Here is a 14,273-nt window from a genome sequence, read left to right on the forward strand (position 1 = left end):
TATGGCCGCGACAACGTTCCGGCGTGGCCAGCAACGGCTTGCGCAGTGAGCGCAAGCGAGTAGAGCCCGGCTGGCTACAAAGCTGACGCATCCTGTGCTAAGGAGATATCCATGAAAACCGAGACAATCAGCTGCCGCTTTATTGGCGACTTCAAGGTCGGCGACAACATGGTCTACAACGCCGGCCTGCTCTGCAAGCTCGCGGAGTCCGGCAGCACATTCAACAAGCTGATGCTCTTGCAGGCGGGTGCAATTACCGAAGCGGCGCTCTGGGAGATCATTTACCGTGCGCAGAATTTCAACCGCGAGGGTGTGCCGAACATTTCCGAGGAGGACCGAGCGGAAATCGAGGGTAAGAAAGTCGAACGCTTCAAGGCGATCATCGACGTGATGAAGAAATACAAGATTCTCGATAAGGCCGGTGCCGACATCTACGACGAGTTGGATAAATTGCGTGAGTACCGTAACAAAGTGCATATCCAGCTCGATGTGAAGCTGGAGGGTGTGCCGCGCGACGAGGACAAGGCCTTTACCGATCCGGTGTGTGACTGGGCGCTAAAGCTCAATGTGAGGGTACTCCAGTTCCTGACCGAAAACTTTGCGCGCCCCGCAGATCTGGCGCAGTTCGCGCATAGCATAACCGTGCCCAGCCCCTGACTTGCGGGATCAGGCACCCGCTTAGGTCCGGATCAGATCGCGGCCGACATTCTCAAGGCAGGAATCGCTTTCTGAGCTGAGCTTATTCCAGAGGATGTGGGCCTGGTCTACGCGATCGGCGCGCATGACCGGTTGATCGAGTTTTTCAAACTGATCGAACTGTGCGGTTGGCATCAGGCCGTTCAACCGCCCGCTCGCGAACAGAATATAAGCGGATACCGCTTCGGTAACGCGCGCCAGCGCGTTAATCGCGTTGGTTATCCTATTCGTTGTAACCAGCAGATGAGCCACTTCTTCACGCTTCTGCGGTGTGCCGGCGTGGGCAAGATACGCATGGCTCCATTTCGCGAGTTCGTCCGCGCCGCTATTGTTCAGCCAGCCTTCAACCGTATCGATGAGGGCTAACGGCAATCGATCCTCGCGGTTACGGTTGGTCGACGCAATGCCTGACAGTCTGTCGAATTGTTCGTGGGCCATTTGCGAGGTTCCCCACGCCTTTGGACCCGATGTATGGCCCCAAAACGCATCGGAGCCCACGCGCTCCAGCATTTCGTTGTGTTGGACCGCTGCATAGTCGTAGGGTAGCCCGTCGTGGCAGACGTAGTTTTCCCGCGTGAACAGATTGAAATTTCGCCGCACATCCTTAATGAGGCAGCGCAGGGAAATAACATCGGAGCGGCTATCGACGAGACGGCGTATGGCCAGCACTTGCGTCGCGACGTGGCCGTTTATGATGGCCTCGGCAACCAGTGAATTGCCAAGGCAGCTGGCCTCATCATCGATGGCGAATTGCGTCAGCGTCCGGAATGAGACATCCGTCCACACCATTGCAGATAGGGTCTGCCAGATCGCGTGATGTTCGTCCGTATCTATCCAGCTCAGCCATACCCTGCGCTTGCCACGATAAGACTCCAGAGCCGGTCTTCGCTCAGGCGGAACATCGCATTGCGATAGCGGCGTCTCATTGTCTTCGGTCATCGGGGCCAGCATATAGCGTCACGGTTGAATCGACCTACAGGAAGACGTGGTCGTCGATGTTGCACCCGAATAAGCAACCGCGATCTATCATCTCTTCATCGCGATATTCCAATCGATATCGAATCCGGCGGCCTGCAACTCACGGCTTAGGGCCTGTTTCCACGCCCCGCCGGCATCGAACGGTTCATAGACAACGCCTCCAAAGTCGGAGGGCACTTCGATATCGCCGCGCTTGAGCGCGCAGACGCGTGCTCGTCCAAGGCGGCCGATGAAATACCCCAGTTCGAGCAAGACGTTCTGACGCGCGCGGGGCTGAAGATCATCGCTGTTCTTCATGCCGCCGATGTCATCTGGCGTCAGCAGGATGACGGCAAATCCGACTTCTCCGTGTGCTTCAATCTTCTCAATGATGGTGCGGCCTTGGTTGGCCTGTTCGTGCAGAATGATCGCCTCGAACCCGAGCTGTTCAAGAAATCGGGCGACGGACTCGCGCGCGCCCTCATCGTGGCCGTGGACGATGAAGACCTTGCGTGCAGCCGGACCAGAGCGGACCGGCAGCATAGTGGCTTCTGTCGTACCCGTGGCCGTCTTGACGTGCTCGATGTAATCCCGCGCAAACGGCACGATCATCTGTGCGGCCATGTTCTGCACATTGGCCGTCAGCTTGTTCCCGGCATAGTAAAACGTATGCGAAAAATCCATGGCCGCGTCAGGGATTTGGGCGAATCTGTCGATCAGGAGGATGACCAGGCCGAGCTCTTTCTGCGGATCGCTCGGCCATTCCAGCGTGGCGCTACCGACCGTGCCGCCTTGTGTCGCTTCTCCTGACCTGATCCAGGCATCAAGATCGACATCCGCAATCAGAGCGCTCGAAATCGGTTCGAGCGTTTCCGAATGAAGCAGGCGCGACAGCTTTTTGATGTGCCGGTCGAACGTATTGAATTCGGCTGAGCGCAGGTCGTTCACGGTGTTTTCGATCTGCCTGAAGATGCCTTGGTCCACGTTTCCGCCCACCGTATTGTCTCCGTCCGTCAGTCTCGCCGCTGCAGCACGCGCTAGAATGTCTTCTTCATATTTCTGCTTGAGCTCAGCCACGAGGTTATCGACCATGGTGCTGCTCCGAAAGCCGCTCACCTTTTGGTCAATCGCCAGTTTCATGTCGGCGATGGCGCGCTCGACGCTTGTTTGATCATGAGGATCAAAGTTGACGGTCGTGAGCTTGCCGTCGAGCGCTTCGGCGAACTGGCCGAGAAGCGTCATCTCGCGCTGAAGATCATCTAGTCCTTTGATCTTGAACCCCATGGATGCTCCTGCGAATCACGCCGCAGCATGACCTGATCTCGATATTGAAGGGAGACATCAGCAACTGAGCAAGTGAAGGTTTGATGTCCCTGGATGATCTTACGCTGGCGGGACGGGCCCTCCTCTGATCGTCGTCTTCGTCGGTCACGCCGCCGGCCCGGCCGGATCTTCCTTGACGCCGCGGACGACGATTTTGAGCGAACCGTCCGAGAGCGGCCGCTGCAGCTTCAAGGCCTCGTCCAGAGGGGCCGTCATCCAGGCCTCCGCTTCGTCCGGCGTCGTCAGGATCACCGGCATCGCCTTGGGGTGGATGGCGCCGACCTCGGCATTCGGCTCTGTCGTGAGGAACGCGTAGAGGTCGTTGGTGGTCTCGCCTTCCTTGACCTTCCGGACGGACGTCCAGGTGGCCCAGATGCCGGCGAAGCAGGCGAGGGGCCGGGTCTCATCGAGCGCGAACCATATATCACCGCCCTCGGTGTTGTTAAACTCGCTGAATGAGTTGAACGGGACCACACAGCGGTTTTCGGCTCCTAGCCATCTCGTCCAGTGCTTACTCTTCACGTTGCGGATGTTCGTCGTGCCGCCGTCCGGCTCCATCCGCAGCAGTTCCTTGAAATCGACGGGGTTGCCCTTGGCCTGCAGCTTTTCGGCTCGTTTCTTGGTGGCGTCCATCAGCGCTTTTGACGACGACGGCATTCCCCAGCGCGCCGTAGCGAGCTCGCGGCCCTCGGTCCCGTTGCGCACGATCGGTGCCTTGTAATCGGGAAACACCCCCGGCATCGGCGCCAGATTGCCAACGTATCGATTCACGACGCGGAACAGCGCGCTGATGGCGGCCTGGTTGGTCGTGATCGAGTAGATGGGGTGATTGCGGTTGCTGCTCGAAAGGCTCAGCCTGGAAGGGAAGCCGGCGAGCCGGTGGCAGCAGGAGCGGGAACATGAAGCACTATGTCGGTCTGGATGTTTCGCTAAAGGAGACGGCTATCTGTGTTGTGGACGAGAATGGCGTCGTCATTCGCGAGGGCAAGGCACTTTCGGAACCGGAGGCTATTGTTGCCTGGCTCAACGAAAGCGGATTGCCCATTGTCAAGATCGGGATTGAGATTGGTGGTCTCGCTCGTTGGCTGTACAGCGAACTGCGTGCTGCCGGCTTACACGCAGTCTGCATCGATCCCCGAAGACTGCGTGGCGTGACTAAGACGATGCCGATTAAGACCGATCGAAACGACGCTCGCGCCATTGCACAGGTAATGCGGGTCGGCTGGTACACCGTTGTTCATATCAAGGGTGACGTGAGCCAGGAGCTACGAATGCTTCTCAACAATCGCAAGACGCTTTTGATCAAGCAGATCGATATCGAGAACGAAATTCGCGGCGTCTTACGCGTCTTCGGCTTAAAGCTATCTGGTCGTATACCTCAAGCGACGTTTGAGCAGCAGACTAATGAACTCACAGATGGCCATCCACGACTCGCGGCGATGCTGCGCCCAATGCTTGTGGCTCGAGCCGCGCTGCGTGAACAGTACGGCGTCCTGCACAAGATGGTACTTGAAATAGTACGCCGCGAACCGACATGTCAGCGGCTCATGACGATACCGGGCGTAGGTGCACTGACGGCAATCACGTTTCTAACAACCATTGATGACCCGGATCGCTTTCAACGCTCCCGCGATGTTGGCGCGCATCTTGGCCTTACGCCACGCAAATACGCATCTGGGGAAACCGATCGGAATGGCGCTATTTCGAGGTGTGGCGATGTGATGCTCAGGACCATACTTTATCAGGCCGCGCTTGCACTTCTAACCCGCACCAAGCGTTGGTCCGCATTGAAAGCTTGGGGTGTAAGGGTGGCCAAGCGACGCGGCCTTCGCCGAGCGGTCGTAGCAGTCGCACGAAAATTAGCGATCGTGATGCATCGGATCTGGGCAGATGGAAGCGAGTTCCGATGGACCCGCGAGGAGGCGACCGCATGATCAATTAGCAATTCAGCGGATCCGCCGAAAAGGCGGGACGACGTCCTGCGAGGACGAGGTCGGGGTGACTGCGCTGCAACCTCTGTGCCTGCAGCACGCGCCTAATAGATAGCAGCTCCCGATCTTCGGACTACCATCGTGAGGCGGCTATGAACGTCGACCTCGTAGACAAGAGCGAGCCTCGCAGGCTGTCGGTAACGAGCTGAACCCTTGTGCCAGCAACCGCAATCAGACAAGAGGTTGCACATCGGTCAGGCTTCGATCCGAGGGTGGCGCGGCTGCCAGGCCAATTGTAGCAGAGTCGCGGATGGACGCCGGCCCGCCTTGGCGCATTTGCGACAGCGCAGCCGGCTGGCGAGATCGTGCACGAAGGTGGTCGGCGGATGCTTCATCGCCGCGAGGTCGACTCACTCGGCGTCTTGCAGCGCGCGCACTGGATCTCCAGCCAAAGGAAGCCTCCATTTACGGCTTGGTCGATCGTCGGTGACGGATCAATCGGTTCTCCGTCTGACCACATGCGTTCGTTCCAGCTTTCGCAAAGGAGCCTGTCAGCTTGCTGGATCATCGCCTCGCCCTTGGCCCGCGTCTCCGCCGATTGAGCGGCCAGGATATTGGCCATTGCCCGCGCCTTGCCGAGCTCTTTCGCCAGAGCCTTGCGATCGCCGCCCGACAGCGGCGTGGGGTGATACTTCGGGGCCATCCGGACATCCAGCGGCAAAGAGATCGGATCGGCGATATGGAAGCGAGCTACGGCGTCTCGAACGCCGGCCAGCACCCGTCTTCTTCATGTCTGCCGGTGCGTTGCTGGCAGGTGTTGTCGAGCAGCCGCTGCGCGACGTCCTTCCAGACCGCGTTGCCGCCATATAGTCGGACTGCATCGACGGTCTGGATTTCTACGGTTCGCTCGCAGCGGCGGCAGGAGACGCGCAGGACGTGGCGCTGGATTTCCGAAAGACGTCGCTGCCGCATCTGGGTCCCGGTCGTGCCGGCGCGAGGGTCTTTGAGGACCGAGTCCCAGTATTCGGCCGGGAGGGGCGCATCCGTAGCCGCAGCGGAAGGGCTCGGCCTGCGGGCCGCTTCAGCGGCCAGTTTCTCCATCTGCTTCGGGGTCGGCATGCGCCAGCTCGCGGGTCGATCGGTCATTTTCGAATTAGAACATAAAGAGAACAAAAATCGAGTCCGCTCCGGCCCGCGCGAGAAAAAATCATCATGGTGGAAGGGGCGCGATGTCGGAACCAAGCTGGGTGGATCGTCTTGAATCCGGCATCAGTATCGGAGTTCCTCCCCATGGCCCCCCGCGCGAATTGGAAAGGCTTTCTGCGTCTTTCCCTCGTCACCTGTCCGGTAGCGCTCTATCCGGCCACGTCGGAATCCGAAAAAGTCTCGTTCAACCAGCTCAACCGTAAGACCGGTCACCGCATCAAATACGCCAAGGTGGATGCCGACACCGGCGAGGAGGTCGACAACGAAGACATCGTCAAAGGCTACAAGGTCGACACCGACACATTCATCGAGGTTACCAAGGAGGAGCTCGAGAACGTCGCGCTCGAATCCACGCGAACCATCGAGATCGACGAATTCGTCGACCGCAGCGAGATCGATCCGCGATATCTCATCCGTCCTTATTATCTGCGCCCTGACGGCAAAGTTGGGCACGATGCCTTCGCGGTCATTCGCGAGACGATCCGCGAGATGAACAAGGTCGCGATCGGTCGGGTGGTGCTGACCAATCGCGAACACATCATCGCGCTCGAGCCGCTCGACAAGGGGCTGATGGGGACGCTGCTGCGTTATCCCTACGAAGTCCGTTCCGCGGATGAGTATTTCGACGACATCCAGGACGTCAAAGTCACCAAGGACATGCTCGATCTCGCCAGGCATATCGTCAACCAGAAGGCGGGACATTTCGAGCCGGACAAGTTCGAAGACCAGTACGAAACCGCTCTCATCGAGCTCATCAACCAGAAGCGCGCCGGCAAGCCGATCACCGCGAAAGCGCGTCCTCGCGGTGAGAACGTGGTCGACCTGATGGACGCACTGCGCAAGAGCATTGGAGCCGACGCGGCTTCAGCGACAGAGTCGCAAAAGAAGCCAGCCAGGAAGGCGCGCAAGGCGTCGGCCGGGCAGAAGGAAATGCTGATGCCGATTGCCGGCAAGAAACCGGCCAAGGAGACCGCGGCGAAGAAGCCGGCGGCCAAACCGCAGCGGAAGTCGGCATAGCGAGACGCTAAGCATCCAGTGGCGCCAGACGGCCGTTACTTCGTCGTCCGCGGCAGGGAGCGATATGGCTGCGCTGAAAAAGACTTCCAGGAGATCGATGTTGAGTGCGGGCATTCTCGCCTACCGCAAGGGCGCTCGCGGGCTCGAGGTTCTGCTCGTCCATCCCGGCGGTCCGTTCTGGCGCAAGAAGGATAATGGCGCCTGGTCCATTCCCAAGGGCGAAATCGATGCCGCGGATACTCCGGAGCAGGTCGCGCGGCGCGAGTTTGCCGAAGAACTCGGCCCGAGCGCTTCGATTGGTCCACTCCAGGCGCTGGGGCAGATCCGACAGCGAGGAGGAAAGCGCGTCATCGCATTCTGCGGAGAAGGCCATTTTGACCCGGCGGCGCTGACCAGCAATACCTTCGATATCGAATGGCCGCCACGAAGCGGTCGACGGCAGAGCTTTCCCGAAGTCGACCGCGCGGAATGGTTCAATATCGAGTTCGCGCGGACGAAGATGTTGTCCGGGCAGGTAGAACTTCTCGATCGTCTTTTGGCGATCGCGGCGGAGAGCGACGGGAAATGATGTTCAGGATTGGAATCATTTCGGACACGCACGGCCTGTTGAGGCCCGAGGCGGAACGAGCCCTGGCGGGTGTCAATCACATCATCCATGCCGGCGACATCGGGCGCCCCGAGATCGTCGACGCGCTTCGCCGGATCGCGCCCGTCACGGCCATCCGTGGAAACGTGGACGGCGGCGAGTGGGCTCGCCAATACCCCGACACGAAACTCGTGCGCTTGGCGGGAAAGTCGATCTACATTCTGCACGACCTAAAGACGCTGCAGGTCGATCCCGGCGCCGGCATCGACGTCATCGTCTCCGGGCATTCCCACGTGCCGAAGATCGACACGGTCGGCGGCGTTCTCTACCTCAATCCCGGCAGCGCGGGACCGCGGCGCTTCAAGCTGCCGATCACGCTTGCGACACTCGAAGTCACGCCTGAGGGCATGCGACCCGAAATCCACGACCTTGGAGGCGACTGAGCGAACCACTACGGACGGAATTCACAGCGGAGGAGGCGAACGCGTAATTCGCTCCGTTTGCCGGTTACGCCAGGTGGGAAGCGCTATTTGCGCGGACGTTCTCGTTCACGCACGACATCCTTCGCCCGCTTGTCGGACCTGAGCCCGAGGTAGACGGGCTGGCGCAGTTCGCCCTTGCTCGTCCACTCGGCGAATTTGACCTCGGCCACCAGCGAGGGCCTGACCCAGGTCGTGTTGGCCTCGTCCTTCACCTTGGCAGGAAAGGGTGATTTGGCGGCCTTTAGCTTCACGAGCTTGGCATAGAGGTCTTCCAGGACCTTGTGGCTGAAACCAGTGCCGACATGTCCGATGTAGCGCCATGTGTTGTCTTGCCTCACCGCGAGGACCAGCGCGCCGAAGAACGGCCTGGTGCACCTGGGCGCCGTGAAGCCGGCGATCACCACTTCCTGTCGTTTAGCCGCCTTGATCTTCAGCCAATCCGCCGTCCGGCTTCCGGACGCATACGCGCTATCGGCTCGCTTCGCCATGATGCCTTCGAGACCTTTCCGCTCGGCCTCGGCGAAGAATTTCGTGCCGTTCCCTTTGCGGTGAGCGCTGAAGGCGATCAGCTTGTCGCGCGGCAGAATTGCCTTCAGCCGCTTCTTGCGCTCGAGAAGCGGCTGCTTGCGCAAGTCCACTGCATTCTCAAACATGAGATCGAAGGCGCAATACTTAAGCTTCGCTTCATGACGCAGCGCGTTTTGAAGCAGCTGGAAATGCGAGACGCCGTCCTTACCGATCGCGACGAGTTCGCCGTCGATCACGGCGTCGCCCTTCACGCCCTCCAGCGCTTCGGCGACTTCGATATAGCTGCGGCTGATGATTTTGCCGTTGCGGCTGTAGAGCGCCACCTTGCCCTGCCGGATTTCCGCGATCATCCGGAAGCCGTCGTACTTGTCCTCGAAAACCCAGCAGGGATCGTCGAACGGCGCGTCGGTGAGCGTAGCAAGCATCGGCTGCAGGCGCTTGGGCAGGGTCGACGTCCGGCTCATTCGAGGTCAATCCTTAAGAGCGCGTTGCGAAATGCATGGACGTCCTTCAAGGATGAGGGAACGCATGGGAGCCGCGTCGTGTTCCGCAGGTGCCGCGGGCTTGCGCGACGGTGATGATCGATCAGGGAGGGCGGATCAGACCGATGGCCAGAAAATTGAAGACCTATCAGACCTCGCTGGGCTTTTTCGATCAGGCGATCGCGGCGCCATCTATGAAGGCGGCTCTGGAGGCGTGGGGCGCCGACAGCAATCTCTTCCATCAGGGGGCCGCGAAGGAGAGCCACGATCCGGACGTCATCGCCGCGACCATGGCAAAGCCCGGCGTCGTTCTCAGGCGCCCGGTTGGCACCGACCGACCTTTCAGCGAACAGGCCGAGCTGCCCACCGACCTCGGCGGCGGCGGACCAATGAAGACCGCCCACAAGTCGAAAGGCCCGAAGACGAAGAAGCTTTCCTCTCGCCCCGTTGACAAGGCGGCGGAGCGCAAGGCCGCTCTCGCCTACGAACGAGAGCGGTCGCGCCGCGAGCTTGAACGGGCGAAGGAAGAGGCCGCTAGGCAGAAAGAGCGTGAACGCCGTCAGCAGGCGGTCGACAAGGCACAGGCTGCGTTGGACAAGGCCGAGCAAGAGCACGCGAAGCGGGCTGCCTTCATCCAGGCCGAACTCGAGGCTCTTGAGAAGAGATCGCAGACCGAACAAGCCCGCTGGGATAAGGAAAAGGAGCGATTGGAAGCCGCCTTGCGGCGCGCGCGGGGTTAGGTCTCTGTGGCGGCACCCACGCGTGAAGGCCAGCGATCACGCCTCAAGCGTTCATCGTTCGGGATCTGGTACGGGTGCTGCGGCTTGGTTCACGGCGGCGCGGTCCCGTCGATCCTCAGAAGCGAGCTCCATGACGGCCCGATGGAGCTCGGCCGGTATCGTCAGTTGACTCTCCAAGGGCTTGTTGGCCCAGTGCCAGAAGCGATCGAATGCATCCATCACAGGTCCTCCCGCAGGCCCCGGAAGAACGGGTGCCGGACCTTTCCCTCGGCCGACTTCGCGCGGTACTCAATCTCGGCGAGCAACTTTGGTTCGACCCAGATGCCCTTGTGTGCAATGCGCTTGGTATACGGCTGCGTCTTCCGGATCAGCGGCTTCAGTCTTTTCTGGAGGCCAGCGGCGGACGTCTTGTCGAAGCCATGATCGACCTTGCCCGCATAGATCAGATCGTCGCCCTTGAGGCGGCCGACATAGATGCCGTCCCACTTCGTTCCATCGAGTGCGAAGCCGGCAATGGTCAGCGTCTCCCGCTGGGCACAGGTTTTCTTCACCCAATGGCTTGTGCGGCCCTTCGGATAGGGACCGTCTCGCACCTTCGAGACGACACCTTCCAGGCCGAGTTTGCAGGCGTGCGCGAACATCTCGCGGCCCTCGATCTCGAAGCTTTCGCTGAACGGGACGTCGGTGCCGGTTAGGATCTTCTTGAGTTCGGCTTTGCGCTGAATGAGCGGCAGCTTCCGGAGATCGCGGCCGTTCAGATAGAGCAGATCGAACGCCACCAGCACGATCTTGGTCGACTTGCCCTTGAGCTCGTTCTGCAGCACAGAGAAATCGGTGCTGCCGTCGGCGGCGGGGACGACGATCTCGCCGTCGATGACCGCCGAGCTCGCCTTGATGCGCCAGGCATCGTGGGCGACCTTCTTGAAGCGGTGCGTCCAGTCGTGACCACGCCGGGTGAATATCCTGGCCGACTCGTTGGCCAGATGCACCTGCACCCGGTAGCCGCCGAACTTGATTTCGTGAATCCATCGCCGGCCGGACGGCACCTTCTCGACCGAGGTGGCCAGGGCCGGTTCGATGAAGCCGGGCAACGGCGCCTTCACGCCGATAGCCGCGGGTCTCTTACGCTGAAACGCCACTGAAGAACTCCACGCAACAGCTGATTCAAACTGACACAGTTGGAATCGTTCCGGAACCCATGAATCCGTTGCTGCGTTTGTCTGTTACCAATCCGACAGGAGGAGCCGACGGCGGCGGCGAAGAAGAAGACGCGTGGGCGCAAGCAGGACCGGGCCCGTGTGGCCGGCGGGCAAAAGTATGAAGTGGGGTACGAGTCCAAGAAGACAGGACGGTCGGCGTCAGCGGTCAAGAAAGCTGTCAAAAAGGTCGGCAACAGCCGGAAGCGGGTCGAGAAGCGTCTCGGGCGTTAGGTCTTTGCTCGCGCCGATTGTCCGGCACGTTGCCTAGGCCTCTGGCGGACATTCGGGGCAGCTATCGCCGATCGAGTCCAGGACCTCGGTGATCGCACCTGTGGCGGCCTCGGGCGAAAGGCCCTGTGGCGGATCCAGGCGGGCGATTTCGAACGCCCGCTCACGGGCGTGCGGATCTGCGCGGTCCTGCATCCAGCCGTGGTACTCACACTCGCGGATCGCGCCTGCCTCCTGCAGCACGGCTATCGCCCACCCCCGTACCGTGCGGATCGCCGTCCGTCTCTCCTTGGTCATAAGCATCAAGATCGCTCCTCCGCGAATGACGAATCCTTGCGGCCGTCGATTCGTTCCGGCTGCTAACACAGAGAAGGGATTCCAAATCGTTAGGGCAGGTGCTTGTCCACGTGTTCCGCCGCCCTGTGCAAAACCAGCCACGCAGCAATCTTGTCTTCCTTGTCCGCCTCGCGCATGACGACTTTCAGCGCCTCGCCTGGCAAAAGGCGCTGCAGCGCCTTTGCCTCATCCCAAGAGGCGCGCCGGGATGAAAATTTACGCGTTTTTGCCGGCTGAGCGGCCCGGCATTCAACGCGACCGGCCAAGATATTAAGAATGACGGCGTCTGGAAGGTTCATGTATTCGCTTGGCCGATGGACGTAATTCTGTTCTGGGCTCATTTCGAGGGCCACTGGCTGGCAGCACGGAGTTTCATGATCCCGAGCGGCCGGAGCACCCGCCGGCGCTGCAACATTCGATAACTGGCCGAAATCCAGTCCGCATGGTTTGCGGTAGCTACAAGGTCATTGGAAATGCGTCGAACCGCTGTCGCATTGATTCTCGCCATTCTGTCGAGCGGGGCCTTGGCCGATGATTTTGTCGGACAGGCCAGCGTGATCGACGGCGACACGCTGGACATGCATGGCGTGCGCATCCGGCTTTGGGGCATCGACGCACCGGAGAGCAGCCAGCTGTGCCGCGGCGAAGACAGCTTGCAATATCGTTGCGGTGCGCAGGCCGCGAACGACCTTGACGCCTTCATTGCCCGCCGTCCCGTCAATTGTGTTCCAGTCAGCCTCGACCCGTATGGCCGCACGGTTGCGACCTGCTCGGTCGAGGGTAGGGATCTCGGTGAATGGCTTGTACGCAACGGCCTTGCGTTGGATTGGCCCCAATACTCGAAGGGCAGGTATCGCGAAACTCAACGCGAGGCTGAGCGTGCCGGCCAGGGTCTCTGGAAGGGCAGTTACGTGGAGCCGTGGCTCTATCGTGCATGCATCCGCGCACGTGGAAGGCCGTCCGCCTGTTCGGATGATGCAAACACCCATCCTTGAAGCGATCCCAGCAAGGCGCCAATCCACAACGTGCATTGGCCAATCACCGCACTTGCGCAGGTGGCTCTAGCGCGGTTTGGGCGACTCACGCTACCCATCATTCCCAGTCACCTCACTGTACAATGGGAATGAAATGGTTGCAGCCACACGTGAATTGCCGGCCTCTGGTTACGCGCTTGAAGTAGACGGCCGGCTCAAAGCCGAATTTGCAACCAGGGATGGCGCCAGGGCGGGTGGAGAAGAACTGAAGAGGCGCTTTCCCATGCTTCAGATCAGGATCTATGACGCGCAGACGAATGCGCGCGAGGAAATCTAGATCCGCTGATTCAAGTTTTGGCGGAGTTGCTCGGCCAGAGCGCGTGCGGCTGCCGCCGCACCGGGCTCTCGTAAACCGAGCCGCGTTGCGTCTCGGCCATCCGGCGTCGATCCCTCGCGCAAGGGGATGCGGAGCTCCTCGCCGGGGGCACTCGGAAAAGGGGCTCGCCTGCGGCGATCGCTATCACTGCCCCGTTCCCGGGTGCCGCTATTGAACCGGTCTCGTCGCTGCACTCGGACCCGCGTGCCCCTTCGGGTCGCTATGCTCACGCTCTCCGGGTGCCATTTTCCCTTAAGGCGATGCGCCCCTGGCGCACGCCTGGTCGGGCCTGCGGCCCTAGGGGCAACTCAAGGCCAAAGTCCCATGAAGATCCGACAGAAGGCGGGTCGGTCCGGGAATTCGCATTCTCTCACCTGGAGGGCTGAGAGCAAGAGTGTCGCGGGGTTTTGCCGTGACGGGTTACAGGCTGCGAGAGAGGCTCGCGGCGCCCGTCGCGGAGATCCGCGATGTCCAGACTTTATCCTCAGGCGCACACCGGTGAGGACCGGGCAAGCCTTTATGACGACATCACCAACAAGATCATCGCCGAGCTGGAGGCTGGCCGCGTGCCCTGGGTACAGCCTTGGGGTGCCGCGGCGGCGAAGGCGCCTTTGGCCATGCCAAAGAGCGCCGCGACCGGCCGCCAATATAGCGGCATAAACATTTTAATTCTCTGGGGTACTGCAACGGAGCGCGGATTCACCGGTCAGAGCTGGCTCACATTCCGCCAGGCGCTGTCGCTCGGTGGTCACGTCCGCAAGGGCGAGCGCGGCACGACCGTCGTCTACGCTGACCGCTTTGTGCCGGTCGACGAAAAGCGCCGCGCGCATGAGACCGGCGAAGAGGCACAAGCTGTTCCATTTTTGAAGCGCTTCACCGTTTTCAATCTCGATCAATGCGACGGGCTGGCTTCGGACATCGTAACCGCTGCGCCACCACCGCCATCCGGCATGATCGAGCCGACGGTCGATGCTCTGATCAAGGCGGCCGGCATCGACTTCCGCATCGGCGGCAACCGCGCCTTCTATGCGCCGACGGAAGACTATGTACAGGTGCCGCCGCCGCAAGCCTATTTCGAACCGATCAATTGGCATCGAACGGCCCTTCACGAATTGGCGCATAATGCCGCGATCCAGATTATGCCGCATCTGCTCGGCTGGGCCCGGTTGGCGGCATGATCCCGCCAATCCCATTCGGCATAATCTTCGTCGC

16 protein-coding genes and 2 pseudogenes are annotated in these 14,273 nt (G+C 60.5%); 9 read left to right on the forward strand and 9 right to left on the reverse strand.

Annotated elements, in window-relative coordinates; all coding sequences use genetic code 11:
* The first annotated feature begins 111 nt into the window (after nt 1-111).
* Entirely contained in the window at nt 112-657 is a 546-nt protein-coding gene (locus ABID58_RS36110) for a hypothetical protein (RefSeq protein WP_085398867.1), read from the forward strand.
* A 21-nt stretch (nt 658-678) separates the two neighbouring features.
* Here ABID58_RS36110 and ABID58_RS36115 read toward each other — a convergent pair whose 3' ends face one another.
* The 3 genes from ABID58_RS36115 to ABID58_RS36125 all read right to left on the reverse strand — a co-directional run bounded on the left by ABID58_RS36115 (nt 679) and on the right by ABID58_RS36125 (nt 3,831).
* On the reverse strand, nt 679-1,635 hold the full coding sequence (locus ABID58_RS36115; RefSeq protein ID WP_144030604.1) for a hypothetical protein: 957 nt from the start codon (nt 1,633-1,635) through the stop codon (nt 679-681).
* Between the two features lie 87 nt (nt 1,636-1,722).
* Nucleotides 1,723-2,937: a YuaX family protein gene (locus ABID58_RS36120; protein WP_354037627.1), complete on the reverse strand. Its 1,215-nt coding sequence runs from the start codon at nt 2,935-2,937 to the stop codon at nt 1,723-1,725.
* A gap of 144 nt (nt 2,938-3,081) precedes the next feature.
* Nucleotides 3,082-3,831: an SOS response-associated peptidase gene (locus tag ABID58_RS36125; RefSeq protein ID WP_502916460.1), complete on the reverse strand. Its 750-nt coding sequence runs from the start codon at nt 3,829-3,831 to the stop codon at nt 3,082-3,084.
* Between the two features lie 44 nt (nt 3,832-3,875).
* On the opposite strand from ABID58_RS36125, the gene ABID58_RS36130 reads away from it, so the two are divergent.
* Entirely contained in the window at nt 3,876-4,910 is a 1,035-nt protein-coding gene (locus tag ABID58_RS36130) for an IS110 family RNA-guided transposase (protein WP_085398870.1), read from the forward strand.
* Between the two features lie 251 nt (nt 4,911-5,161).
* Here ABID58_RS36130 and ABID58_RS36135 read toward each other — a convergent pair.
* Nucleotides 5,162-5,610, reverse strand: a pseudogene (locus tag ABID58_RS36135) (hypothetical protein).
* Nucleotides 5,611-5,657: 47 nt separating this feature from the next.
* Nucleotides 5,658-6,053 carry a hypothetical protein gene (locus ABID58_RS36140; protein WP_201266116.1) on the reverse strand — a complete coding sequence of 132 codons (396 nt, stop codon included), beginning with the start codon at nt 6,051-6,053 and terminating at the stop codon, nt 5,658-5,660.
* Between the two features lie 144 nt (nt 6,054-6,197).
* Here ABID58_RS36140 and ku point away from each other — a divergent pair, with 144 nt between their 5' ends.
* From ku to ABID58_RS36155, 3 genes are all read left to right on the forward strand, one after another.
* The gene (gene ku, locus ABID58_RS36145; protein ID WP_354037628.1) at nt 6,198-7,130 is read left to right on the forward strand and encodes a non-homologous end joining protein Ku; all 933 of its coding nucleotides are present in this window, start codon (nt 6,198-6,200) and stop codon (nt 7,128-7,130) included.
* 64 nt (nt 7,131-7,194) lie between these two features.
* Nucleotides 7,195-7,698: an NUDIX hydrolase gene (locus ABID58_RS36150; protein ID WP_354037629.1), complete on the forward strand. Its 504-nt coding sequence runs from the start codon at nt 7,195-7,197 to the stop codon at nt 7,696-7,698.
* The gene (locus ABID58_RS36155) at nt 7,695-8,159 is read left to right on the forward strand and encodes a metallophosphoesterase family protein (RefSeq protein ID WP_085398873.1); all 465 of its coding nucleotides are present in this window, start codon (nt 7,695-7,697) and stop codon (nt 8,157-8,159) included. The genes ABID58_RS36150 and ABID58_RS36155 overlap by 4 nt, the downstream gene beginning before the upstream one ends.
* An 83-nt stretch (nt 8,160-8,242) precedes the next feature.
* Here ABID58_RS36155 and ligD (ABID58_RS36160) read toward each other — a convergent pair whose 3' ends face one another.
* Nucleotides 8,243-9,190, reverse strand: coding sequence for a non-homologous end-joining DNA ligase (gene ligD / locus ABID58_RS36160; protein WP_085398874.1), 948 nt, complete (start codon nt 9,188-9,190; stop codon nt 8,243-8,245).
* Nucleotides 9,191-9,333: 143 nt separating this feature from the next.
* Between ligD (ABID58_RS36160) and ABID58_RS36165 the strand changes: the two genes are divergently transcribed.
* Nucleotides 9,334-9,948, forward strand: a complete 615-nt coding sequence (locus tag ABID58_RS36165) for a cell envelope biogenesis protein TolA (RefSeq protein ID WP_085398901.1) — start codon at nt 9,334-9,336, stop codon at nt 9,946-9,948.
* Nucleotides 9,949-10,166: 218 nt separating this feature from the next.
* Here the strand turns inward: ABID58_RS36165 and ligD (ABID58_RS36170) are convergent, their stop codons facing one another.
* The gene (gene ligD / locus ABID58_RS36170; protein WP_085398875.1) at nt 10,167-11,087 is read right to left on the reverse strand and encodes a non-homologous end-joining DNA ligase; all 921 of its coding nucleotides are present in this window, start codon (nt 11,085-11,087) and stop codon (nt 10,167-10,169) included.
* A 90-nt stretch (nt 11,088-11,177) separates the two neighbouring features.
* Here ligD (ABID58_RS36170) and ABID58_RS36175 point away from each other — a divergent pair, with 90 nt between their 5' ends.
* Nucleotides 11,178-11,378, forward strand: coding sequence for a DUF3606 domain-containing protein (locus ABID58_RS36175; protein WP_085398876.1), 201 nt, complete (start codon nt 11,178-11,180; stop codon nt 11,376-11,378).
* Between the two features lie 33 nt (nt 11,379-11,411).
* Here the strand turns inward: ABID58_RS36175 and ABID58_RS36180 are convergent, their stop codons facing one another.
* Complete coding sequence (locus tag ABID58_RS36180; protein WP_085398877.1) at nt 11,412-11,678, reverse strand: hypothetical protein; 267 nt, start codon at nt 11,676-11,678, stop codon at nt 11,412-11,414.
* An 83-nt stretch (nt 11,679-11,761) separates the two neighbouring features.
* A complete protein-coding gene (locus ABID58_RS36185; RefSeq protein ID WP_085398878.1) occupies nt 11,762-12,010 on the reverse strand; it encodes a hypothetical protein in 249 nt (82 codons plus the stop codon).
* Between the two features lie 174 nt (nt 12,011-12,184).
* Between ABID58_RS36185 and ABID58_RS36190 the strand changes: the two genes are divergently transcribed.
* Nucleotides 12,185-12,706: a thermonuclease family protein gene (locus ABID58_RS36190; RefSeq protein WP_354037631.1), complete on the forward strand. Its 522-nt coding sequence runs from the start codon at nt 12,185-12,187 to the stop codon at nt 12,704-12,706.
* An 822-nt stretch (nt 12,707-13,528) separates the two neighbouring features.
* Nucleotides 13,529-14,182 (forward strand): annotated as a pseudogene (locus tag ABID58_RS36195) (ArdC family protein); the annotation flags it as partial.
* Between the last annotated feature and the right edge of the window lie 91 nt (nt 14,183-14,273).

It is taken from the genome of Bradyrhizobium sp. S3.2.6, assembly GCF_040546885.1.
Taxonomy (GTDB): domain Bacteria; phylum Pseudomonadota; class Alphaproteobacteria; order Rhizobiales; family Xanthobacteraceae; genus Bradyrhizobium; species Bradyrhizobium cytisi.